The sequence below is a fragment of the Streptomyces sp. NPDC041068 genome (genome assembly GCF_040647455.1).
In the GTDB taxonomy this organism is placed as follows: domain Bacteria; phylum Actinomycetota; class Actinomycetes; order Streptomycetales; family Streptomycetaceae; genus Streptomyces.
In genome coordinates this window covers 119,179-142,768 of record NZ_JBEZCG010000012.1, presented here as the reverse complement: position 1 = coordinate 142,768, position 23,590 = coordinate 119,179, and the positions used below count along the sequence as shown (strand labels likewise).

19 protein-coding genes are annotated in these 23,590 nt (G+C 72.5%); 11 read left to right on the top strand and 8 right to left on the bottom strand.

The window, feature by feature from the left end; all coding sequences use genetic code 11:
- Positions 1–135: 135 nt before the first annotated feature.
- Positions 136–1,089: a TetR/AcrR family transcriptional regulator C-terminal domain-containing protein gene (locus AB0B50_RS27300; protein ID WP_362337783.1), complete on the bottom strand. Its 954-nt coding sequence runs from the start codon at positions 1,087–1,089 to the stop codon at positions 136–138.
- A gap of 309 nt (positions 1,090–1,398) precedes the next feature.
- Between AB0B50_RS27300 and AB0B50_RS27295 the strand changes: the two genes are divergently transcribed.
- Entirely contained in the window at positions 1,399–2,508 is a 1,110-nt protein-coding gene (locus tag AB0B50_RS27295) for an FAD-dependent monooxygenase (RefSeq protein WP_362337780.1), read from the top strand.
- Positions 2,509–2,530: 22 nt separating this feature from the next.
- Here the strand turns inward: AB0B50_RS27295 and AB0B50_RS27290 are convergent, their stop codons facing one another.
- Complete coding sequence (locus AB0B50_RS27290; protein ID WP_362337240.1) at positions 2,531–3,490, bottom strand: helix-turn-helix domain-containing protein; 960 nt, start codon at positions 3,488–3,490, stop codon at positions 2,531–2,533.
- Between the two features lie 71 nt (positions 3,491–3,561).
- On the opposite strand from AB0B50_RS27290, the gene AB0B50_RS27285 reads away from it, so the two are divergent.
- Positions 3,562–4,815, top strand: a complete 1,254-nt coding sequence (locus AB0B50_RS27285; protein ID WP_362337237.1) for an MFS transporter — start codon at positions 3,562–3,564, stop codon at positions 4,813–4,815.
- On the top strand, positions 4,808–6,259 hold the full coding sequence (locus AB0B50_RS27280; protein ID WP_362337235.1) for an amidase: 1,452 nt from the start codon (positions 4,808–4,810) through the stop codon (positions 6,257–6,259). The genes AB0B50_RS27285 and AB0B50_RS27280 overlap by 8 nt, the downstream gene beginning before the upstream one ends.
- 110 nt (positions 6,260–6,369) lie before the next feature.
- Here the strand turns inward: AB0B50_RS27280 and AB0B50_RS27275 are convergent, their stop codons facing one another.
- Positions 6,370–9,222: a hypothetical protein gene (locus AB0B50_RS27275; RefSeq protein WP_362337232.1), complete on the bottom strand. Its 2,853-nt coding sequence runs from the start codon at positions 9,220–9,222 to the stop codon at positions 6,370–6,372.
- 204 nt (positions 9,223–9,426) lie between these two features.
- Here AB0B50_RS27275 and AB0B50_RS27270 point away from each other — a divergent pair, with 204 nt between their 5' ends.
- From AB0B50_RS27270 to AB0B50_RS27260, 3 genes are read left to right on the top strand one after another with little or no spacing between them, the layout of a single operon-like run.
- Positions 9,427–9,822, top strand: coding sequence for a hypothetical protein (locus tag AB0B50_RS27270; RefSeq protein WP_362337229.1), 396 nt, complete (start codon positions 9,427–9,429; stop codon positions 9,820–9,822).
- 4 nt (positions 9,823–9,826) lie between these two features.
- Positions 9,827–10,129: a hypothetical protein gene (locus tag AB0B50_RS27265; protein WP_362337226.1), complete on the top strand. Its 303-nt coding sequence runs from the start codon at positions 9,827–9,829 to the stop codon at positions 10,127–10,129.
- A 6-nt stretch (positions 10,130–10,135) separates the two neighbouring features.
- Positions 10,136–14,008, top strand: coding sequence for an NB-ARC domain-containing protein (locus AB0B50_RS27260; RefSeq protein ID WP_362337223.1), 3,873 nt, complete (start codon positions 10,136–10,138; stop codon positions 14,006–14,008).
- Here the strand turns inward: AB0B50_RS27260 and AB0B50_RS27255 are convergent.
- On the bottom strand, positions 13,928–14,932 hold the full coding sequence (locus AB0B50_RS27255; protein WP_362337221.1) for a LysR family transcriptional regulator: 1,005 nt from the start codon (positions 14,930–14,932) through the stop codon (positions 13,928–13,930). The genes AB0B50_RS27260 and AB0B50_RS27255 overlap by 81 nt on opposite strands.
- Before the next feature lie 180 nt (positions 14,933–15,112).
- Between AB0B50_RS27255 and AB0B50_RS27250 the strand changes: the two genes are divergently transcribed.
- The 3 genes from AB0B50_RS27250 (at position 15,113) to AB0B50_RS27240 (ending at position 17,912) form a co-directional block, all read left to right on the top strand.
- Positions 15,113–16,276: a diaminopropionate ammonia-lyase gene (locus AB0B50_RS27250; protein WP_362337777.1), complete on the top strand. Its 1,164-nt coding sequence runs from the start codon at positions 15,113–15,115 to the stop codon at positions 16,274–16,276.
- A gap of 325 nt (positions 16,277–16,601) precedes the next feature.
- Positions 16,602–17,042, top strand: coding sequence for a subtilase-type protease inhibitor (locus tag AB0B50_RS27245; RefSeq protein WP_362337218.1), 441 nt, complete (start codon positions 16,602–16,604; stop codon positions 17,040–17,042).
- A gap of 150 nt (positions 17,043–17,192) precedes the next feature.
- Positions 17,193–17,912: a cupin gene (locus AB0B50_RS27240; RefSeq protein ID WP_362337215.1), complete on the top strand. Its 720-nt coding sequence runs from the start codon at positions 17,193–17,195 to the stop codon at positions 17,910–17,912.
- A gap of 5 nt (positions 17,913–17,917) precedes the next feature.
- On the opposite strand, the gene AB0B50_RS27235 is transcribed toward AB0B50_RS27240, so the two are convergent.
- The 3 genes from AB0B50_RS27235 to AB0B50_RS27225 form a co-directional block, all read right to left on the bottom strand.
- A complete protein-coding gene (locus AB0B50_RS27235) occupies positions 17,918–18,346 on the bottom strand; it encodes a hypothetical protein (protein WP_362337212.1) in 429 nt (142 codons plus the stop codon).
- 29 nt (positions 18,347–18,375) lie between these two features.
- On the bottom strand, positions 18,376–19,647 hold the full coding sequence (locus AB0B50_RS27230; RefSeq protein ID WP_362337209.1) for a CoA transferase: 1,272 nt from the start codon (positions 19,645–19,647) through the stop codon (positions 18,376–18,378).
- A gap of 76 nt (positions 19,648–19,723) precedes the next feature.
- On the bottom strand, positions 19,724–20,887 hold the full coding sequence (locus tag AB0B50_RS27225) for an acyl-CoA dehydrogenase family protein (RefSeq protein ID WP_362337206.1): 1,164 nt from the start codon (positions 20,885–20,887) through the stop codon (positions 19,724–19,726).
- Positions 20,888–21,070: 183 nt separating this feature from the next.
- Between AB0B50_RS27225 and AB0B50_RS27220 the strand changes: the two genes are divergently transcribed.
- Entirely contained in the window at positions 21,071–21,832 is a 762-nt protein-coding gene (locus AB0B50_RS27220; protein WP_362337203.1) for an IclR family transcriptional regulator C-terminal domain-containing protein, read from the top strand.
- 21 nt (positions 21,833–21,853) lie between these two features.
- A complete protein-coding gene (locus AB0B50_RS27215; RefSeq protein ID WP_362337200.1) occupies positions 21,854–22,363 on the top strand; it encodes a GNAT family N-acetyltransferase in 510 nt (169 codons plus the stop codon).
- A 25-nt stretch (positions 22,364–22,388) separates the two neighbouring features.
- Here the strand turns inward: AB0B50_RS27215 and AB0B50_RS27210 are convergent, their stop codons facing one another.
- The gene (locus AB0B50_RS27210; RefSeq protein WP_362337197.1) at positions 22,389–23,318 is read right to left on the bottom strand and encodes a TauD/TfdA family dioxygenase; all 930 of its coding nucleotides are present in this window, start codon (positions 23,316–23,318) and stop codon (positions 22,389–22,391) included.
- Positions 23,319–23,590 lie beyond the last annotated feature (272 nt).

Here is a 23,590-nt window from a genome sequence, read left to right as displayed (position 1 = left end):
TCACGGGGCGGGCCGCCGGGGCGCGGGCGCCGACCGCTGTCCGGTGCCTTCAGCGGCTGCGGCTCCCTCGACACTCGGGGCTCACTCGACACTCGGGGCTCACTCGACACCCGGAGCTCACTCCGCACTCGGGGCTCACTCCACACCCGAGGTTCCCTCGATGACTGCGGTGAAGCCGTCGAGCAGTGAGCCGAGGCCGAGCTCGAAGAGTTCGTCCAGGCGCAGGTCGTAGCCGCCCGCGAGGGCGTCGCTCACCTTCCTGAACGTCGGGTACCTGCTGGAGGCGGCGATCTCCCGGACCGCGGCGGCCTGCCGGTCCATCCACTCGTCCTCGGTCAAGCCGGTCTCCGCCTCGGCGTGCGCCTCCTGCTCCAGGCTCACCGCGAGGCCCTGCACATGACTGTAGAGCAGCACGTGCATGTCCATCATGGTCTCCGGCGCGAGACCGTGGCCGTCGAGCGCCGCGAGGGACCACTCCGCGTGCACCATCAGGTGGGGCAGCATCAACGGCCGGGTGAGCGGGCTGATCTGGGCGAGCCAGGGGTGCCTGCGGTGCAGGGTCCACAGGGCGCGTGCGCCCAGTTCGAGGCGGGCGCGCCAGCCGTCGGGGGGCGCGGCCGGGTACGTCTCCTCGCCGAAGGCCGCGTCCGCCATCAGGAGCACCAGGTCGTCCTTGCTCTTCACGTACCGGTACGGCGACATGGCCGCGACGCCCAGGCGGACGGCGACCCCCCGCATGGACAGGGCGGCCAGGCCCTCTGCGTCGGCGATCTCGGTGGCGGCGCGCACGACGCGCTCCCGGGTCAGTTCGGGTTCGGCCCCGGTGGCGGGCCGCCGCTCGGGGGACGCCGGGGCGCCGTCGCCGGGGGCCACGACGGTACCGACGCGGGGGCGGGCCTCCACGACCCCCTCCAAGCGCAGGGTCGTCAGGGCCTTCGTGGCGGTGGCGAGGGCGACGCCCCACTCCTTGGCGATCTGCCGCGTCGACGGGACGCGGTCGCCCGGGGCGAGCTCGCCCGCGGCGATGCGGCGGCGGATCTCGGCGACGATCCGCCGGTAGGGCGGCTCGGTGGTGCCCGTGGCCCCCATGGCGCCCGCGGTACCCGTCGTATCGGCGGTGTCCGGCTTCATGAACGCGTCGCCCCTCTCGTCCTCATCCCCGTCCTCATCCCCGTCCTCGTCCTCGCCCTGCTCCCGGCTCGGTGCCGGTCCGCGGAAATTTTCTTTTCCACTGTTCGCGCCTGTACTAGTGCAGAGCGTAGCAGCGACGTTCCCGTCCGGAGCCCAACTGCCCTAGTACAGGCAGCCCTTAACCGCAGTTGGCAGCGCTGCGCGTACGCCGTACATTCAGTTCGCGTACAGGTCGTCGACCCTTTGAAGGAGCCCGTCATGAGGACAGTGAGGACAGTTCTGATCTCCGGTGCCGGCATCGCCGGATCCGCGCTCGCGCACTTCCTGCGGGAGCGGGGCCACACCCCGACGCTCGTCGAGCGCGCGCCGGGACCGCGCGAGGGCGGTCAGGCGGTGGACATCCGCGGGGTCGCGCTCGACGTCGTCGACCGGATGGGCCTCCTGGAGCAGGCGCGCGCGGCGCGGACCCGAATGCGCGGCATGTCGGTCCTCGACGGAGACGGCAACGAGATCCACCGCTCCACCGAGGCCACGTACAGCAGCGGCCGGCTGGACAGCGACGACATCGAGATCCTGCGCGACGACCTGGTCCGAATGCAGCACGAACTCCTCGGCGAGGCAACGGAGTTCGTCTACGGGGACAGCATCACCGCGCTGGACGAGACGGTCGACGGCGTGCGCGTCTCCTTCGAGCACGCGGCCGACCGCACCTTCGACCTGGTGGTGGGCGCCGACGGCCTGCACTCGGGGGTGCGGGCCCTGGCCTTCGGGCCCGAGGAGGCGTTCACGCGGCACCTCGGCTCGCACTTGGCGATCTTCAGCGCGGACAACTTCCTCGGCCTGGACGACTGGCAGATGTGGCTCCGCGAGGGCTCCTCCGGGTACGGCATCTATCCGGTGCGCGACAACACCGAGTTGAGGATCACGTTCGGCTACGAGTCGGAGCCCCTGAGCCGCGCGGACCGGGCCGTCGAGCGGCAGAAGCGGCTGATCGCCGACCGCATGTCCTTGCTGCGCTGGGAGACGCCGCGGCTCCTGAAGGCGATGTGGGAGTCCACCGACTTCTACGGCGACGCCATGGCCCAGATCCACCTGGACAGCTGGTCGCGCGGCAGGACGGTACTGCTCGGTGACGCGGGCTACTGCGCGTCGCCGCTCTCCGGCCAGGGCACGAGCCTCGCCCTGGTGGGCGCCCACGTCCTCGCCGACGCGCTCGGCCGCCACGGCGCCGACCACCGAGCCGCCTTCGACCGCTACGAGCGGCGGATGCGGCCCTTCGTCGCGGTCAACCAGGCGCTGGCGACGGAGAATCCGGACGGTCCTGCCGCCGAGGAGTCCGTCGAGCGGGCCAAGAACGCCATCGCCCTCGACGCGTGACGGGCAGGTGCATGTCGTACCCCTACGCGGCGCGGCGGCCCCGGAACGCCTTGCGGTAGACGTCCGGCGGGACCCCCACCGCGCGGCCGAAGTGGCGGCGCAGGGTCGCGGCCGTGCCCATGCCGCAGCTCTCCGCGATCCGCTCGACGCTCTGGCCGGTGTTCTCCAGGAGCTCTCTGGCCCGCTGGACGCGCTGGGCGAGGAGCCACTGCAGCGGCGTCGTCCCGGTGGCGGCGGCGAAGAGCCGGGTCAGCTGGCGCGGGCTCATGTGGGCGCGCGCCGCGAGGTCGGAGACCGTGAGCGGCTCGGCGAGCCGCGCGAGCGCCCAGGCCAGGACGTCGGCGAGGCGGTCCTCGCCCTCCACGGGGACCGGCTCCGCGATGAACTGGGCCTGGCCGCCCGGCCGGTGAGGGGCGACGACCATGCGGCGGGCCAGGTCGTTCGCGACGGCCGCGCCGTGGTCGGCGCGCACCATGTGCAGACACAGGTCGATGCCCGCGGCCTTGCCCGCGGAGGTCAGGACCGAGCCGTTGTCGACGTAGAGGACGCCCGCGTCGACCTCGACGGCCGGGTAGCGCTCGGCCAGTTGCGCCGCGTACGACCAGTGGGTGGTGGCGCGTCGCCCGTCGAGCAGCCCCGCGGCGGCGAGCACGAAGGCACCGGTGCAGACGGATGCCACCCGGGCGCCCGCCTCGTGCGCGGCACGGACCGCGTCGACCAGGTCGGCCGGCGGGTCATCGGCGGCGTCGTGGCAGGCCGGGACGATCACGGTGTCCGCGACCGCGAGCGCGTCGAGGCCGTGCGGGGTCTCGGCCAGGAACCAGCCCCCGGCGCGCGTACCGCCCGGCCGCTGCGGCGCGCACACGACGAGCTCGTACCAGGACGCGACGCCTTCGGGCGGGGCGAGGCCGAACACGGCCGTGGGTATGGCGAGTTCGAAGAGCGGAATCCCGTCGGTGACGGCCAGCGCGACAGTAGCCATGTCGGTAACTGTACGCATGGTGTCGTTCCTGCCACTCGTGAGGCGATCCGGCACCGACGACGCTGAGGGGCATGAGGAAGGACGTGACACAGGCGCCGCCGCTCGCGGGGGTGCACTCGGTGTACGAGAAGGAGCGGGGCCCGACTCCGCGCGACCGGACGTGGCTGCGGGTCGGCGTCGCGGTGGCGGCAGTCGGCTGGGGAGCCAACCAGTTCGCTCCGCTGCTGCTGATGTACCGGTCCGAGCTCGGGCTCTCCGCATCCACCGTGCAGGCGACGTTCGGCCTGTACGCGGTCGGACTCGTCCCGGGCCTGCTGCTCGGCGGGCCGGTGTCGGACCGGCACGGGCGCCGCCGGGTCGTGCTGCCCGCGCTGGCCGCTTCTCTGCTCGGCACGGCGCTGCTGATCGCGGGCGGTTCGGGCGTGGGGTGGCTGTTCGCCGGGCGGCTGGTGTCCGGGCTCGCCAGCGGGGCGGCGTTCAGCGCGGGCGCCGCGTGGATCAAGGAGCTCTCCCCGGCGGCGCGGGACGGCGGGGCCTCGCCCGGAGCGCGGCGGGTGACGGTGACGATGACCGCGGGGTTCGCCGCGGGTCCGCCGGTGGCCGGGGTGCTCGCCCAGTGGGGTCCCGCGCCCACCGTGCTGCCCTACCTCCCGCACCTGGCGCTGCTGTTGATCGCCCTGCCGCTGCTCGCGGGCACCCCGGAGACACGAACCACCCATACTCCAGGGCCTGTTCGGCTGTACCCCCGGCTGCCACCGGGGCGGATGCGCACGGTGGTGGCGCCGCTCGCTCCCTGGGTGTTCGGCTCGGCGTCCATCGGGCTCGCCTATCTGCCGGGGCTCGTCGGGAGCCGGCTCGCCGGCCATGCGCTCGTGTTCAGCGCCTGCTCGGCGATGCTCACCGCGCTCGCCGGGATCCTCGTGCAGCCACTGGTGCGCAGGGTCGACAGGCCGGGGTCGCCGCGCCTGCTCACCACCGCGCTCGGGCTCGTCGTGGCGGGTCTGCTCGTCGCGGCGGGCGCGGCGGCGACGTACGCACCCTGGCTCGTGGCCGTGGCGGCGTTCGTGCTCGGCGCGGGGTACGGCGCCGCCCAGGTGTGCGGGCTCCTGGAGGTGCAGCGACTGGCCCGGCCCGCCGAACTGGCCACGCTCACCGCCCTCTACCAAGCGCTGTCGTACCTGGGGTTCGCCGCGCCGTTCCTGCTGGCGGCGGCCCAGTCCGCCGTACCGCCCGGTGTACTGCTGCTCGTGGCGGCGGGGCTCGCGGGCCTGACCCTGGCGTGGACGCGCCTTCACCACAACCACACGGAGAACAACCATGACTGACGCCACGTCACTCGAGGCCGCGCGGATCCCTGCGAGCACCCCCGAGCTGCACACGCTCGGCGCCGCCGAGGCGGCCCGCGCCCTGCGGGCGAAGGAGTTCACGAGCACCGAACTCGTCCAGGCCGTGCTCGACCGCATCGCGGCGGTGAACCCTCGGGTGAACGCGGTCCGCGAGGTCCTCGCCGAATCGGCGCTGCGGGCCGCGGCGGAGGCGGACCTGCGCCTCGCCGCCGGACGCCCCGCGGGGCCGCTGGACGGCGTCCCTGTCACCGTCAAGGACAACATCGACGTCGCCGGGTCGGCCACCACGCAAGGTGTCGCCGCGTTCGTCGGGGCCGCCGCACCGGTGGACGCACCCGCCGTCGCGCGGCTGCGCGGGGCCGGGGCGATTCCGGTCGCCCGCACCAACATGCCGGATCTGGCGCTGCGTTGGCACACCGACAGCGGGCTCATGGGCCCCACACTCAACCCCTGGGACGCGCGTCTGACGCCCGGCGGCTCCAGCGGAGGCGAGGCCGTGTGCCTGGCCACGGGCATGAGCCCGCTCGGCGTCGGCAACGACCTCGGCGGCTCGCTGCGCTGGCCCTCGCTGTGCGCGGGCACGACGGCGCTGCGCCCCACGCTGGGCCGCGTCCCGCACGCGCTGTCCGTCGAGCCGACCGTCAAACCGCTGAGCCTGCAACTCATCGAGGTACAGGGCCCGATGGCCCGCCACGTCGAGGACCTGCGCCTGGCGCTCGGCGTGCTCTGCGCACCCGATACCCGCGACCCGTGGCACGTCCCGGTCCCCGCGTCGTACGCACCTCGACTGCCGCGCCGCGTCCATGTGTTGCACGAGATGGACGGCGTGCCCTACGACCCCGCGGTGACCGAGGCCCTGCGGCGCGCGGCGACGGCGCTTCAGGCGCAGGGATACGAACTGTGCGACGCTCCTCCGCCGGACATCGAGGAGGCGGCCACGGGATGGGCGCACCTGATGGCGGGCGACGCCCGCCGCGCGCTGCCCGCGGCCCGGGGCCTGGTCTCGGCGGACGCCCGCCGCTTCATGGACCTGATGTTCCAGCTCGTACCGCACCTCGAACTCGACGAGTACGCCGAGGTGTTCACGGCCCGGCAGCGCATCGGCCGCGCCTGGGCGGAGTACCAGAGCACCACGCCACTGGTCCTCGCACCGGTCTTCGCGGGACGCCCCTTCCGCGCGGGAGCCGATCTCGACGGTGTGGACGCGGCGCACGGCATCGTCACCTCGCTGCGCGCGACCGTGGCGGTGAACTTCCTCGGCCTGCCCGCGGTGGCCGTACCGACCGGCTTGGTGGACGGTCTCCCACAGGGCGTCCAGGTCATCGGCCCCCGCTTCGGCGAGGAACTGTGCCTGCGCGCGGCCGAGTCGATCGAGTCGGTGTGGGGGCGGGTGGTGCCGGTGGAGGCCTTCGTGCGGAGCTGATGCCCCCGAAGGCGAGGGTGCGGCCGACCCGACGTACTCTTCGGCGAGTCGGCCGCACCCCTGGACCACGGATCACGGGTCACGGGTCACGGGTCACGGACCACGGATCGCTACGAGGCGTCCCGTACCGTTCCGGTGACCTCCGGGCCCGGTTGGGGCTCCCAGTTGTGGTCGTAGACGTAGAAACGGCCTTGCACCGACTCCTCCGGCTCGTGCACATCGTCCTTGACCGTGGGTACCTGCAGGTCGGCACTCGTCTCGCCCGCGGGCACGGTGACAGTCAGGCCCAGGCCGCTCGCCGTCCAGGACAGCGGGTGCTCAGGGTGGGGCAAGGCACCGTGGAACCTGCTCTTCAACCAGCGCGGATCCACGTCCAGGGTGGACAGCTCCTTGCCCCCGTCGACCGGCAGAAAGGACAACTCCCCCAGGATGTCGACGTCGACGGGCTCCGACAGCTTCATCCGCCACGTCAGCGCCTCGCCCTCGGTGACGCGGTCGGCGACAGGTTCGAAGGTGACCTTCGGCATGGGGTCGTCGTTCTGCGCCGTCACGCCGCCCTGGGAGGAACCGACCGCGGCGCCGCGCACCGCCTTGACGAACGCGTCGTGCTGGACGTTGTGGCTGTAGCGGGTGTCGCCGCGCACCTCGACCCGCACGTCGATGTCGTGAGCGCCCGGACGCACCGTCACCGTGCGATGGGTGAGCTCGCCCGTGCCGGGCTTCGGCGCGAACAACCGGACCGTGCCACTGCCCTGGCCGGACACGCTCACCGGCACGCGGTAGGTGCGTACGCCGGAGTCCCCTTCCTTGACGGTCATCCGCCCGATGTCGACGCGCGGCATCACGGCGGGCTTCACCTCGGGGGTACCGGGGCGCCAGCCCCACGCGTCGATCAGCCACGCCTTGCCCGAGCGGGTGCGCGGGGTCAGCTCCAGGGTCTTCACCTGCTTGAGGTCCAGCTTGTCCCGGGCCTCGGCCGACAGCGGCACACGCACCTCGCGCCCCCAGTAGGACGCGGTGTTGCCGCTGCCCGGCAGTCCGTCGACGCGGACCCGGTCGAGCTTCGCCCGGTGGCCCTTGGCGTCGACGACAGACACGTCCAGCTCGGTCCCCGTGGTGTTGGGCGGCACGATCACCCGCAGCGCCAGGTTCTTCGCGCCCGCGAGGGAGATCGGTCGCTCGGGGCTCACCCGCACCGGGGACCCCGCCCGCGACCAGCGCATCGCCACCGCGTCACGGCCGGGCTCCGGCGAGATCGCAGCCGTCGCGCCCCGCCAAGGGGCGAAGTGCGGCGACGCTCCGGCCGTTGAGGACGGCAGACACGCACGGGCATCGTCGGTGTCCACCTGGGCACACAGCCGTCCGCCCGTGACCTCGGTCGAGGCACCGGGCACGAGGGCTCCCGTGCGGTGCGCGCCGACGGCATGGGTCAGCACCTGCGCGGGGTCCGCGGAGGGGGCGCGGCGGCCGGAGCCGTCGAGGAGGGGGCGCACCCGGTCGTCGCCCGCGACGAACAGCCGGGCCGCCGCGGCTATGTACGTGGCTCCGGCGGCCTGCTGCTGCCGGGCGGTCAGCCGGTGCTCGGCGCCCTTCGAGCAGACCGGGTCCCCCGTCTCCCGGAAGTCGTCCTCCGCGGGAGCCACCGCCTGCCCGGGAGTCCACTCGCTGTTGAAGTAGTTGTGGTTGGCGCCCACGACGTACACCGCGCTGTGCAGGGCGGCACCGCCGCTGACACCGCGCGTGCCGTCGACGTAGATCTCGCCCTGCAGGTCGGAGACGTCGCCGTCGCAGCCCGGCAGGATCGTCGCGGAGGGCACGTCGGGTACCGGGTTCTGCCCGAAGATCGTGGGGCCTATGAGCACGTTCCCGCGGATCTTCCAGCGCACGGGGCCGTGGTAGGCGTCCTGGTCGGCGGGCGGCGGGTTCTGGCTGTCGAGCGCGGCCCTGTTCACGCCCTCGCCGCCGCGTGAGTGTCCGACGAGGAGTACGCGGGACAGGTCGGCGGGAGCGACGGCGCGCACCGCAGCCGGGGCCGAGGACGGCTTCTTGCCCCACTCCGCCCAGCGGGCGAGGTGCAGCCGGACCAGCGAGGACCTGGCCTGCGTCCCCCCGTCGTCGACGCGGAGGTCCTGGCCGTTGATGCCGTTCGCCGCGATGGCGATCGTGACGTACCCCTGGGAGGCGAGGAGTTTCTGGGCGCGGAGATAGCCCTTATGGCTCGGTATCGGCTTCGTGCCGGGACCGCAGGGCCAGCTCAGGTCCCGCGGGCCGGCGCCGTAACAGGTGGCGTGGCGGCCGTGCAGGAACAGTGCCACCGGCCGCTTGCCCGGTGCGTCGGTGGGCCCGACCACGTTGGCGACCATCTCCACCGGCTCCGGATAGCCGGGCAGGCGCACCGACTTGAGCGCGTACTCACCGGTGACGGTGCGGTAGCGGCCCGGCTTCCCGGGGTCGACCTCGTTCGCGGGAGAAGGCGTCGCGGGCCGTGCCGGCGGCGAGGGCTGCGGCTTGCGGGACTCCTCCGCGATCCCGGCCTCGTCCAGGCGGCGCCCGGCGGCAAGTACCTTCAGATCCTTCAGGTCCTTCGCAGCGCCGATGCGCGCGCCGTGCAGCGGCAGGCGGAACGATTGATGTCCCTGCGCGGCCACGGGCCTGCCGAGGAACCTGTCACCGGCGTAGAACTCGACCTGGGCATCCCCGACGGGCACCGGCTCGCGCGCGGTCCAGACAAGCTCCTTGCCGAGGCCCCGGCCGGTGAGTTGCCAGCCTTCCGGCAGGTCGGCGCCGTCGCTTCCGGGCGGTGCGGGCGACTGGGGCGGCGGCGCGGGCGACTGGGGCGGCGGCGCGGGCGGCGGGGCGTCGACAGCGTGTGCCGCGCCCGGCGACACCGTCGCGAGCGCGAGTGCCGCCAGCGCTGCGGTCGCCACTCTTGAGACACGTCTCAAAGGGTTCCTCCTCGTCATCACTCGCATCAGGGGAACCAATGGAACTCAGGTTCCCCTATTGCCCCTTAAGGACGTACGCGGGTGATCACACGTTGCCTCGCGCCAGGCCAGGCAACGGCTGAAAGTGAACGCGAAGGACGAGATGAGCCGCGCCCCGACACCGGCACGGACCCTCCGTCTATCGTGGCTCCAGGGCGAGTTGGCCGGTCTCTGGAGGCGCCAGTGGATATCGCAGCGAGGTCGGAACTTGTCGCGGAACTGACGGCCCGCGCCGCCGCCCCGGACACCCGGACCGTCGTACGGCAGATGCGCGAGCGGATCCGCGTGGTCTTCCACGGGGATGCCCGCTCGACGCACGTCCTGGACAGCGCGATCGCCCACCCCGGCAGCGAGCAGCTCCGCGAACTGACGGCAGCACTCGCGTGGTACGCACGCCGCGACGCGGCCTTTGCCGATGAACTCTCCGTCTGGGCCGCCCTGTTGCCGACCGGTCCACCCGCGACACAGACCATCCGCGCGGGGCGCGACGCGTACGTCGCCGGGCGGGACCAGACCATCCGCATGGGCCCGACGGACCGCGGTCGCGACGACGGCCGCTCGGCCGAAGGCACGGGGTGATCGCATGTCGGAGCGGGCCATGCTGCGCTGCGGGGTCGCGCTGGTCGCCGTGGCCGTCCTCGGGCTCCTCGGCTACTTCTGGGCCGTGGGGCTCGACGAGGCCGATCAACTGGCAAGCGTCATCGGGTGCGTCGTGGGGGTGGTCGGTCTGGCACTCGCCGCCTGGGGCTCCTTCCGCGGCGGGCGGCCCGAGCCGCAGCCGACTGCCGGGGATCCCGGGTCACCGGTACGGCAGGACGTACGGGCCGACCGGGACGCGTACGTCGCCGGACGGGACATGACGGTGGAGCGACCGGCGCAGGAGTAGTCACCGATGGCAGACCAGCCGGCCGAGCAGCATGTGCGTGCGGAGCGCGACGCCTTCGCCGCGGGCCGAGACCTCCACCTCCACCTCGGGAACACGCCCCGTTCCGCGGCCCGTTCCTGGGTTCTGCCGTACCAGGGGACGATCGTCGAGCGGCCGAAGCTGAGCGGGCCACTGCTCGACTGGCTCTGCCGCGAGGGGAGCGACAGGCCGGACGCGCCACCCGTCGTCGGTGTCTGCGGAGCCGGCGGCTTCGGGAAGACCACGCTGGTCCGGCAGGTGTGCGAGCACGCCGAAGTCAGGTCCGCCTTCGGTGCGGGCCTTGTGTGGGTGACGCTCGGGGAGGACTGCTTCGGCCCCGCGCTGACCGCCCGTATCTGCGACCTGGTCGACCGGCTGACCGGCCGCAGCCCTGCGGTGTCCAGCCCCGAGCAGGCCGGACTCCGCCTCGGCGAGGCCCTCGACGCGAGCCCCGGCCGCATCCTGCTGGTGATCGACGACGTATGGGACGAACGGCAGTTGGGTCCGTTCCTGGCCGGCGGTCCCGGCTGTCGACGCCTCGTGACCTCACGGAACCGCTGGGTCTTCCCGCGCGGCGCGCGCGTGCTCGCGGTCGGCGAGATGACCGACGTCGAGTCCAGAGAGCTCGTCGGGCTCGACCTGGACGGTCTCCCGGACGAGTCCGTCGAACCGCTGCTCGCCCGCACCGGCCGGTGGCCCGTCCTTCTGGCCATCGCCAACCGGTCGGCCTACCGTCTCGTCGCCCGCGGCATGGCGCCCGCCGCCGCGCTCCGCAGGATCCTCGACCGGCTGGCGTCCGACGGCCCCACCGCGCTCGACATGGCCAGCCCCGAACAGCGTCATCACGCCGTCGCGGCGACCGTGGAGGCGGGTCTTGGGCTGCTTGTGGAAAGGGACTTCAACCGGTTCCTGTGCCTGGGCGTCTTCCCGGAGGACACGGACATCCCACTGGCCGCGCTGGAACTCCTCTGGCGGGGCGAGGCCGATACGGCGGCCTCGCCCGCGACGGCCTCACCCATGTCACCGGCCACATCCCCCTCGCCCTCCGTGTGGCATTCGTGCGAGGCCTTCTCCGATCTCGCGCTGCTCGCGGGATTCGATCCGGAGCGGCAGACCATCCGCCTGCACGACCTCCTCCGCGACCATCTCGTCCGCCGGACGGGACCCGCGGGACTCGCCCGCCTGCACGACCGGCTCCTCACGTCCGCCGCGGCTCTGCTCCCTGCCGGCGCATCGGCGCCCCGGTCTCCGGACCCGTTCCCCTGGTGGGAGTTGCCGGACACGTACCCCTATCTGACGGGCCACCTGGTCGATCACCTCAAGGGAGCCGACCGGGCCGACGAGGCCGCGGCGCTCGTCGGGGACCTCCGGTGGATCCTCTTCCGGCTCCACAACGGCGGCGTGCACGGTGCCGTGACCGACCTCTCCAAGTCCCCGTCCCCTTTTGCCGATGCGCTGTCCCGAGCCGTGCAGCTCAACGGGCACCTGCTGGCGCCGGTGGAGCCCCGCGGCGCGCTGGCGGCGATCCTGGCCTGCCGCCTCAACGAGTACGCGCCGCTGCGCCCCGCCGTCGAGAGGTTCAGGCGGACCCTGTCCTGCCCCTATCTGGAGAACCCGTCACCGCTTCCGGACCGTCCGCACCCCGCGCTCCTGCGCACGTTCTCGGGACACACCGACCGGGTGCGCAAGGTCGTCGTCCCTGCCGACGAGTCCTGGCTCGCGACCGTGGACGGGGACACGACCGGCGACAGGACCGTGCGGCTCTGGAGCATGCGGACGGGCGAACAGGTACGGACCCTCACCGGCCACACGAGGATCGTCCACGACATGGCGCTCTCGCCGGACGACTCGTGGCTGGCCAGCAGCGACGAGTCGGGGACCGTACGCATCTGGGATCCGCTCACCGGAGTCGAGCGCCACGCCCTGCCGGGCCACGCCCAACGCGTCACCGTGCGGGCCGCACCCGATGGGATGAGCCTCGTCACGATCGACACCGAGAACGCGATCCGTGTGTGGGACCCGTCCACCGGGCAGGAGGTCCGGCGCCTGCGCGAGCCGACGAAGCAGTGGCCGCTGCACCTCGCGCCCGCCGCTGCGATCTCCCCGGACGGCGCCTGGCTGGCCTGCGGAAGCTCCGGTGTGCCCACGCTCTGGAACCTCCGCTCCGGCACACAGCTGCACACCGCCAAGGGCCACCGTCAGCGAATGTCGCAGATCATCTTCGCCCCGCACGGCAGGTGGCTGGTGACCAGTGACGGAGCCCTGTACGCCGTCGCGCGCTCGGTCCGCGTCTGGGACGTCCGGTCGGGCGACCTCGTCACCACGATCGAGGGCACCGGCAGTTGGCTGGTGTGCGTCGCTCTCGCGGCCGACGGCAGCTTCCTCGCGACCGGCGGGGAGACGTCGCGGGGTCACGGCTGGCCACCGGTCCGTCTGTGGGATCCCCTGACCGGAGCCGAACTGGCCTCCTTCACCGCCGAGACCGCGTCCGTCACCACGCTGGCGATCGCCATGGACCGCACCTGGCTTGCCACCGGTCACCTCGACGGCGAGGTCTGCGTCTGGGACGTGGCGACCGGCACACCGCGGCGCAGATTCCGCGGCAGCCGCGACCGCATCACCCATCTGACGGTGGCCCCCGGCGGCGGTTGGCTGGCCGCCGCGGACATCAGCGGCAGAGTGCGGATCTGGGATCCCCATGCAGACGCCGTGCCCGGAAAGGGAGATGACACAGGCCGGGCGGACGACAGCGGCAGGGCGGATGACACAGGCGAGGCAGATGGCACAAGCGGCGCGGAAGAACCCGCGGACGTCTCGGCCGTGGTCGTCGCGCCCGACGGCGGCTGGGCCGCCGTGGCGCACAGCGGTGGCCGGATCACGGTCGTCGACTGCGCGAGCCGGGCACGGCAGCCCCTGGACCAGGCACACACGAACCTCTGGAGCGCGAGACTTCTCGCCTCCTCGGACTCCTCCCGGCTGGCGGCGAGCGGGGCGAGCAGCACGGCCGATCTCACCACGGGCATCTGGGACATGACCACGCACGAGCACATCGCCGCATTCTGGGGGCACTCCCTCAAAGCCTTCTCTCCCGACGGGGCTTGGCTGGTGACCGCCACGAACGACGAGCGGTACCCGATGGGTCGCAGCCCGGAGCACTCCGTCATCATGGTGCGGGACACCGACACCGGACAGCCGCGTCTCCGCTTGGCGGGCCACCACCCGCACGGCGTGGGCGATGTCGTCGTCGAACCTTCCGGCGCCTGGCTGGCCAGCAGTGACGACGGATGGGTCGCGGGAGACCAGGACCGGCATGTCGTGGTGTGGGACCTGCGGACCGGCCGCGCGCGGCATCATCTCGGCGGCCACAACCAGGTGGTGAGCCAACTCGGCCTCTCTCCGGACGCACTCCACCTGGCCACCGGTGACTCGGACGGCACCGTCCGGATCTGGGACCCCGCGTCGGGCCGCCTGATCTCCTCCTTCACCGGCCACGTGCGGGGGATCAGGGATCTCCGTTTCGCGCCGGACTCCTCCTGGCTGACCACCAGCGACGGAACGGGCCGGCTGTACGTCACCGATCCGCTGACCGGGCGGCGCATCGCCTCCGTCACCGGGCACGTCGGCCCGGTGAACGCCCTGGAGCCGTGCCCCTCGGGGCGGCTTCTGGTGAGCGGCGACAGCGTCGGCGTGATCCGGGTGTGGCGGGCGCCGGAGCTGTGCCCGGTCACCGCGATGCGCGTCGACGGCTCCGTGTCCTCGTGCGCGTGGCTTCCCGATGGATCAGGGCTGTTCGTGATCGCGTCCGGGCGCCTCTACCGGTTCGACTACGTCACCGAGGGCGCCGGAGCGCGTGCGCGGTGACGTGTCGGCGGCCGCCCGGCACAGCGCTCCGCGGCAGGCCACGATCGCCGGATGCGTGCTCCGGCCCGCGCGCACGGCGGTGAACAGACGCCGGGAGCCGCGGCCCCGCGGCAACCCGCCCAGTCCCATGGTGGGTTCACGGTCGTTCCACACCAGGTCCGGGAGCAGGGCCACCGCGTGGCCGAGCTCCACCAGGCGCAGGTGGAGCAGCAGGTCGGTGGACTCGAACCGTACGTCGGGCTCGAACCCCGCCGAACGGCACAGCGTCGTCGCCCACCGCCGGGCCGCGCTGCCCTCCGGTTCCATGACCCAGGCGTGATCGGCGTACGCGCGCAGCGCCGCCTCGGGGTCCTCCGTGCCGTGCGGGCCGTGCGGGGCGGCCGTGCCCGGTGTCGTGGGGGCCGCGAGGCGCAAGGGGTCGTCGCAGAGGTCCTCCTGGTGCAGCTCCACGGGGCGCGGGTCGGGATCGCCCGGGTACTCCTCGGCGATCACCAGGTCGAAGTCGCGGGCCAGCAGGGCGGGAAGCGAGTCCTCGGACTCGGCCTGCGTGACGTGGACACGGAGCGCGGGGTGTGCCTCGCGCAGCAGGGTCAGCGCGGTCGGCACCAGGGCGAGCGTCGCGGTCTGGAACGAGGCGATGCGCAGGGTCCCCGACAGGCCGGAGAGCGAGGTGGCGATGTCGGCCTCGGCTCGCTCCAGGCGCTCCAGGACCGCTTCCGTGTGCTCGACGAGGATCTCGGCCTGCGGGGTCAGGCGCACGCGTCGGCCGATCTGTTCGAGGAGGGGGACACCGACCTCCGTCTCCAGCTGCGAGAGCTGCTGGGAGATGGTCGAGGGGCTGTACGACAGAGCGGTGGCGACGGCGGCGAGGGTTCCGCGGTGCTTCAACTCACGCAGCAGTCTCAGCCGGTGCAGGTCGAACATCCACGCCCCCACTCGTCGAACACGGACACCTACGGCCACGGACACCCACGGCCCCGGACACAGCCACGGCACCTACAGCCACGGCCACCCACGGCCCCGAATCATCGAATTCTCTGATCATTATGCGTGGGAAACATGTGCTGGACCGAAGGGAGGTCCGGGCAGCACGCTGGTTCCGTGATGGATCAAGAGACCGACACCGTGGCCGGAACCCCCTCCTCCCTTCCCTGGTACACGCGCCCCGCCGCACGGACCTGGACCTGCGCACCTCCCCCGCCGGGCGCCCACCGCTTCCACACCGAGCTGCCCGGCTACTCCCCCACGGCGCTGCATGAACTGCCCGCCCTCGCCCGCGAGTTCGGGGTGGACCGCGTCTTCCTCAAGGACGAGTCGACGCGGCTCGGCCTGCCCGCCTTCAAGGCGCTCGGCGCGTCCTGGGCGATCGACAGGATCCTGGCCGAACTCACCAACGGCGCGTCGACCGGCGGGGGAACCCCGCGCCTGGTCACCGCCACGGACGGCAACCACGGCCGGGCCGTGGCCCGTCTCGCGCGACAGTTCGGCGGGCGCGCGCACGTCTTCGTACCCGACGGCGTGCACCCCGCCGCCGTGGCGGCGATCAAGGGCGAGGGTGCCGAGGTGACGGCCGTCGCCGGGTCCTACGACGCGGCGGTGCGGGAGGCGTCGGAGGCGGCCGCGGCGCCGGGTTCGGTGCTCGTCCAGGACATGGCGTGGGACGGGTACGAGGAGATCCCGTCGCTGATCGTCGAGGGGTACGCGACCCTGTTCGCCGAGCTGGATGCCCAACTGGCCGACGCGGACGCCCCGTCGCCCTCCCTGGTCGCCGTGCCGGTCGGGGTCGGGTCGCTGGCCCAGGCCGCCGTGACGCACTACCGCAGCCGGACCGCACCACGGGAGGGCGGTGGTGCGGTGGCTGCCGCACTGCTCTCCGTGGAGCCCGTGGTGGCCGCCGGGGTACTGGCAAGTCTGCGCGCGGGACGGCTCACGGGTGTGCCGACCGGCTTCACGACCATGGCGGGGCTGAACTGCGGCACGCCGTCCACGCTCGCCTGGCCCGTGCTGCGGGACGGCCTGGACGCGGCGATCGCCGTCGACGACGACGCGAGCGCGACAGCCGTGCGCGACCTGGCCGGACTGGGCGTCTCGTCCGGCCCCTGCGGCGCCGCGTCATTGGCCGGGGCGCGGGCCGCCCTCACCGGGGAGGGCGCCGTCGAACGCCGCGCCGCTCTGGGCATCGGGCCCGCCTCGACCGTCGTCCTGGTCAGCACCGAGGGCGCGGCCGCCAACCCGCAGGTCCAGGCGCTGGATCCGGCGGATCGATGAGCATCGATCCGCCAGGGGGTGTTCCATGGGGCGACCCACCCCCGGAACGATGATTTCCGGTCGATGCAGATGGTCGAAGAAAGAACCAATTTCCCATCGCCGCAGGTCAGAAGTTAGTCCTCGGTTATACCAATGCCGTTTGTCCATATGCTGGACAAGCGGAGCCACGCCACCTCACCACTCCTGAGCTGCCCGAACGCTCGTACGGACACCGTTCACCGGAGCGGCACATCCGGAAATCGACCATCCACATGGCGCTCACTCTCCGCACCGGCGAGACTCCTCACCGCAGTCACCACCCGCATCGAGCGAAGGAGAATCCACCATGCGTCGCACCCTCAAGGTCGTGGGAGCGGCCGCCGCGGCGGCCACCTGCGTCCTCGCCGCGACATCAGGCACCGCGCAGGCCGAGGCCCCGAAGACGAAGAGCCTCTACGCGCCGTCCGCCCTGGTGCTCACGGTCGGCCAGGGCGAGGACGCCACATCCGCCTCGGTGGAGCGCGCCGTGACGCTGACCTGCACGCCGCGCCCGGCCGGCAGCCACCCCGCGGCGGGCGCCGCGTGCGCCGAACTCCGCAAGGTGGACGGCCGGTTCGGGCAGCTGGTCGCCGCAGAGACCGGTGTCGCCTGTACCAAGGAGTGGCGCCCGGTGACGGTGAACGTCGCCGGCGTATGGAACGGCAGACACGTCAACTGGTCCGCCACCTTCGGCAACCGGTGCGAGCTCCATGCCGGTCTCGGGGAGGGTGCCGCACTCACCTTCTGACGGGATCACACCCTGAACCACACTCAGGGGAGTCCGGGTCACCTTTCGTGGGGGAAGGCGGCCAGGACGCGGGTCGGCCCCCGGTGTCGGACGGCACCGGGGGCCGTAGTGTGTCTGCCCGACCCCTCATCCCGTCGCGAGGAGTTCACCGTGACCCCGTACGAAGGCCTGCCCGGCGGCATCGGGATCTCGCGGCTGCGTGTGTACGACTGGCTCGCCGCCGACGGGCTGCGCGGCGGAACTCCCCATCTGCACCTCACCTGTTCGGAGGGGTACGCGGTCACCGGGGGACGCGGCGCCGTGCAGACCCTGACCGCTACGGGGTTCCAGGAGACGCCCCTCTCCCCCGGCGCGCTGGTGTGGTTCACGCCCGGCACCGTCCACCGCCTGGTCAACGACGGGGAGTTGACCGTCAACGTCCTCATGCAGAACTGCGGACTGCCCGAGGCGGGCGACGCCGTCCTCACACTGCCGCCGCCCCTGCTCGCCGCCCCCGAGACCTATCGCGCCGCCGTCGCCCTGCCCGCCGACGGGAGCGAGGCGGAGCTGGCAGCCGCGGCCCGGCGCCGCCGCGACCTGGCCGTCGAGGGTTTCACCGCCCTCCGCGAGGCGACCGAGGCCGGGGACCCGGAGCCGCTCGCCGCCTTCCACCGGGCCGCGGTCGCACTCGTACGCCCGCTGGCGGCACGGTGGCGGAAGCGCTGGAAGGCGGGCGCGGCCGCCGCCGCGGAGGCGACCGGCGCCCAGCTCGACCTGCTGGATCGCGGTGACGCCGGCTATCTGACCGCGGCGACGGTAAGGGCCGAACAGCCCGCCGCACGGGGCAGGTTCGGGATGTGCGGGCGGCTCGACGTCTACGACGTGAGCTGAGACGTCTACGACGTGAGCTGTGCCGCCGAACGCGCCGCCGCCCGTTCCGCCGCCACCTCGTCCAGCCTCCTCAGCACCCGCGCGCGCAGCAGCTCGTACTCCTCGCGGCAGCGGCGGATCTCCGGCGGCCGTACCACGACCGTGCCCTCGGTCACGATCTCCTCGGGGGCGAACTGTTCGCGGGTGAGGTCTATCTCGTACCCCTGACCGATCCTGTTCCACCAGTGGAAGTCCGTCTGTACGCCGTCGACATGGACCTCTCCGCGCAGCAGGTCGCCGCCCAACAGGTCGTGCAGGACGAGCGCGGTGACGCCGCACTGGTCCCTGGCCGGATTGTCGGTGGTCCAGTGCGGGCGGTGTTCGGGTGTGGTGGTGTCGGCGCCCCAACTGTCGCGGACGGCGGCCTCGATGTCGGTGAGAAGCAGAGGTGTCATGCCGCCACCTTGGCACCCGCCACTGACAATCAAGGTTCGACGCCGGTGCCGGTCCGCTCCTGCGGGGTGTCGGTCGCACGCACCACGCCCCGCTCGACCGCCCCGCCGATGGCCTCCTCCGCGTACCCCACCCCCTCCAACACCTGCCGCGTATCCGCCCCGGCCCCCCGCACCCGCGGCCGCACCCGCGCCGGTGTGCGCGACAGGGAAACCGGCGAGGCGAGCCCGCGGTAGTCGCCGGACTCGACGACCAGACCGCGGTGGCGCACCTGAGGTGCGGTCAGGGCCTCGGCGACGTCGTGCACCGGCGAGGCGGGGACACCGCGGGCCGTGAGCAGCGCGGCGAGGTCCGCGCGCGGGTGCGCGGCGATGGCCTTCTCCAGGGCCGCCCGCAGCTCCTGTTGGTGGCGCACGCGGTCCGGGTTGGTGCGAAAGCGCGGGTCGTCCGCGAGCCCCGGTACGCCCAGTACGTCCGTGAGCGCGCCGAACTGCCGGTCGTTGCCCACCGCGATGAACACCGGTCCGTCGGCCGCGGCGAAGGAGTCGTACGGCGCGATGGAGGGGTGCGCGGAGCCGCTGCGGCGCGGCACGGTGCCGTCCGCGAGCCAGGACGCCGAGTGCGGGTGGAGCAGGCTGATCGCCGTGTCCAGGAGGGTGCAGTCGACGAGTTGGCCGAGTCCGGAGCGATGGCGTTCGTGCAGGGCGAGCAGGATGCCGGAGAAGGCGAGGATCCCTGTGACCTGGTCGACGACGGGCACGCCGACCCGCAGCGGCGGTCCGTCCGCCTCGCCGTTGACGCTCATCAGGCCGCCGTAGGCCTGGAGGACCGCGTCGTAGCCGGGCTGTCCGCCGAGCGGTCCGTCGGTGCCGAAGCCGGTGACGCGGCAGTGGATCAGGGCGGGGAAGCGGCGCCTCAACTCCTCGTCGGGGTAACCCCACTTGGCCAGCGTGCCCGCCTTGAAGTTCTCGACGAGGACGTCGGTGTCGCGCAGCAGGGTGTCGAGGATCTCGCGCCCCTCGGGCACCGACAGGTCGACGACGATGTTCTTCTTGCCGCGGTTGAGGTTCCGGAAGTACGCGGAGGTGTCCGGGGCGACGAACGGCGGCCCCCAGCCCCGTGTCTCGTCACCGGCAGGCGGCTCGACCTTGATGACGTCGGCGCCGTGGTCGGCGAGCATCTGCGCGCAGTAGGGGCCCGCGAGGACCCGGGACAGGTCCAGGACCCTGAGCCCGGCGAGGGCGCCACCGGATGTGCCAGGAGTACCACCGGATGTGCTCGACGCAGGCTGCGGATTCGTCATCGGTGCGACCTCATCAGTAGGGCGTGTGACGTCGTCGGTAGGACGTGTGACTTCGTCGGCACGGCGTGCGACATCATCAGTAGGACTTCGGCAGGCCCAGCACATGGCCGGACACATAGGCGAGCACCATCTCCTGGCTGATCGGGGCGAGGCGCAGCAGCCGTGCCTCCCGGAAGTACCGCTCCACGTGGAACTCCTTCGCGTACCCCATCCCTCCGAGCGTCTGCACGGCCCGGTCCGCGGCCTGGTAACCGGCGTCCGCGCACAGCCACTTGGCCATGTTGGCCTCCTTGCCGCACGGCAGTCCGCGGTCGTAGCGCCAGGCGGCGTTGCGGGCCATGAGTTCGGCGGCGTCGAGCCGGGTGGCGGCCTCGGCGAGCGGAAAGGCGATGCCCTGGTTCTGCCCGATGGGACGGTCGAAGACGACACGCGCGCGTGCGTAGTCGGTGGCTCTGCGCAGCGCCGCCCTGCCGATGCCGAGGGCCTCGTGGGCGAGCAGGATCCGCTCGGGGTTGAGGCCGTCGAGCAGATACCGGAAGCCCTGCCCCTCCTCCCCCACGCGGCAGGTCACGGGCACGCGCAGCTCGTCGATGAGGACTTCGTACGAGGCGACGGCGTTGCGGCCCATCTTCGGGATGGCCCTCAACCGCACGGCTTCGGAGTCGATGTCGACGAGGAACAGCGTCATGCCGTCGGTGGGACGCTTCGCGGAGCGCGGCGCCGTGCGGGCGATGAGGACCATCTTCTGCGAGTGGCCCGCCTTGGTGATCCACACCTTGCGGCCACTGATGACGTAGTCGTCGCCGTCGCGGCGGGCAACAGTGGAGATGCGGGTGGTGTCCGTGCCCGCGTCGGGTTCGGTCACGCCGAAGCAGACGTGCAGCGAGCCGTCGGCGGCGCGCGGCAGGATCTCCTCGCGCAGCTCCGGACTGCCGTGCCTCACCAGGGTGTTGAGGCCGAAGATGGTCAGGTGCAGGGTGCTGCAGCCGTTCATCCCCGCCCCGGAAGCGGCGATCTCCTGGAGCAGCACGGACGCCTCCAGGATGCCGAGCCCGCCCCCGCCGTACTCCTCGGGGATCGCCATGCCCAGCCAGCCGCCTTCGGCAAAGGCGTCGTAGAACTCCTGGGGAAACACCGCCCGTTCGTCGTGATCCGCCCAGTATGTGTCCGGGAAGCGGGCGGCGAGATCGGCGACGGCACGGCGGATGTCCTCCTGCTCCTCGGTCGGGGCGAAGTCCATGGATCACTGCCTCAGTTCGTATATACGATCGCCGAGTCGGATATACGGGAGGCTAGGAGCCGTGGGATCGGCCGGTCAAGAGCCACCCGCGACGAACCAACACGAACCAACCGTGAAGAACCAGCCGTGAAGAACCAGCCGTGAAGAACCAGCCGTGAAGAATCACCGAGAGGGAGAAGGATCGTGAGCGAGGGAGGCGCCCCCAGGGAGCACAGGACCGTGAGCCGGGTGACGGGCATCCTTGAGTGCGTCTCACGACGCGGCGGCGCCCGTATGCAGGAGCTCGCCGATGTCCTCGAAGCCCCCAAGTCGTCGGTGTTCGGCCTGGTCAAAGGCCTTGTCTCGACCGGCTATCTGGTCGAGGAGCAGGGCGTGTACCGTCTGGGCCCCGCTCTCGGGGACCTCCTGCCGAGTCCCTCGCCGGATCTCGCGGGCGCCGCGCTCCCCACGCTCGAAGCGCTGCGCGACCACTTCGGCGAGACGGCCATGCTCGGCACCGCCGTGGGCGATTCCCTGGTGTACGCGACGGCCGCCGAGTCGCACCAGCTGATCCGCTACTCCGCGCCGCTGCGCACCCGCCGCCCGCTGTATCCGCCGAGCGCGGGCAAGGTGCTGCTCGCCCATCGCCCGCCGTCCTGGCGCGACAGATACCTGCGGACGCTGATCGGCGATCCCGCCGCGCTCGACGCGGCACGGGCCGAACTGGCCGAAGTCCGTGCCGCGGGCGTGGCGTTCAACCGCGGCGAGACACTCCCCGACGTGACGGCGGCGGCGCGTCCGGTCCTGGTGGGCGGGCGGCTGCGCGCGGTGATCGCGGTGGCGGGCCCCACCTCGCGCACCGCACCGAGGCTTCCCGACATCGCGGACGCGCTCGCGGAAGCGGTCCGCTCCGTCGCGGCCCGGCTCGGCACGACGGAGCGGCAGGGCGCTCGCGAAACCTCGTGAGGAACCCGGCACAATGCGCCCATGATCCTCCCCGAGATTCGAACGGCCCGCCTCGACCTCGTGCCGCTGCGCGTCGAGCACGCAGACGAAATGGCCCTGGTGCTCGGAGACCCCGCGCTGCACACCTTCATCGGGGGCTCCCCTGATGACGTCGAGGCCCTGCGCGCCCGTTACCGCCGCATGATCGCCGGGTCGCCCGACCCCGGCGTCTCCTGGTGCAACTGGGTCCTGCGCCTGCGCCAGCAGGAGAGCCCGTGCCTGGTCGGGACGGTGCAGGCGACGGTCGGCCGGGCAGACCGCCGCGCGGAGATCGCCTGGGTCGTCGGGACGCCCTGGCAGGGGCGCGGCTTCGCCTCCGAGGCGGCCCGCGGCCTGGTGAACTGGCTGGCCGGTCAGGACGTGCGCACGGTCGTCGCACACGTCCATCCCGACCACGGGGCGTCCGCGGCCGTCGCGAAGGCGGCCGGTCTCACCCCCACCGACACGGTCCAGGACGGCGAGATCCGCTGGGAGTCGACGACTGAGACCTGAGCCTTCCCGCGTCGACCCCTGGGGCTCAGTACGGCCGGTCGCCGGCGATGGCGACGCGCTCCGCGACCCGTCGGTGCGGGGCGTAGTCGTCGACGGCGTAGTGCTGCGTGGCGCGGTTGTCCCAGAAGGCGACGTCACCCGCCTGCCAGTGGAACCGCACCTGGTACTCCGGGACATGGGCCTGCCGCACGAGGTGGGCGAGGAGCCGGTCGCTCTCCTCGCGCTCCATGCCGACGATGTGCGTCGTGAAGGAGGTGTTCACGAAGAGCATCCGCCGCCCGGTCTCCGGGTGCGTGCGCACCACGGGGTGAGTGACGGGCGGAAAGCGGTCCTGGTGCGGGGCGAGGAGCTCGGGGCCGTAGAAGCGGGCGAAGCCGGGAATGAAGTCGTGCACGGCCCGCGCGCCGTCGATGCGCTCCTTGACGGCGTCGGAGAGGTTGTCGTAGGCGGCGGCCATGTCGGCCCACAGGGTGTCGCCACCGAAGGGCGGCACCTCGCGCAGCTGCAACACCGCGCCGAGCGCCGGGCGTTCGCGGAAGGTGACGTCCGCGTGCCAGACGTTCTCGTACGTGGGTGCCGCGCTGCCGCCCTTGTCGAAACGGACGACGTCGTCGGCGGAGCCGCGCGCGAGCAGCGGATTGGTCTCCAGCTCGCCCCAGTTGAGGGCGAAGGCGCGCTGCTGCTCCGCGGTGATGCCCGCGCCGCGGAAGAACAGCACCTTCCACTCCAGCAGGGCGCGGTTCAGCTCCTCGCGCAGCGCGGACGTCAGCGGCCGCGCCAGGTCGACGCCACGGATCTCGGCGCCGATGAGGCGGCCCTGTGGCAGGACGTCGAAGAGTGCGTACGGGCGCTCCTGCCGGTCGTCGGGCAGACGGCGCAGGGTGCGGCGGCCTTCGTACATGCCGTCGGCGGGGACGCGTGCTTCACGCAAGGAGGTGGTGACGGGGGCAGTCATGGAGGTCTGATCCTTCGAGGTGAGGGAACGGGCGTACGGCGCTGCGGAGCGGAGTCCGTACAGCTAGCGGCCCGATCGCTCGCACCCGCGCCGCCACGGGACGCCGAACGTCCGTACGGCGGCGGTGAGGTGCTGGATCATGGTCGTCATTGTGGGACGACCTCGCACGTCGGGTCAACAGCCTCTGGACCGGGCCCTCTCACCCTTTCTCATCCGCCCTCGTCCCTTCTCGTCCCTTCTCGTCCCTCCTCCGCCCCTTCTCGCCCCTCCTC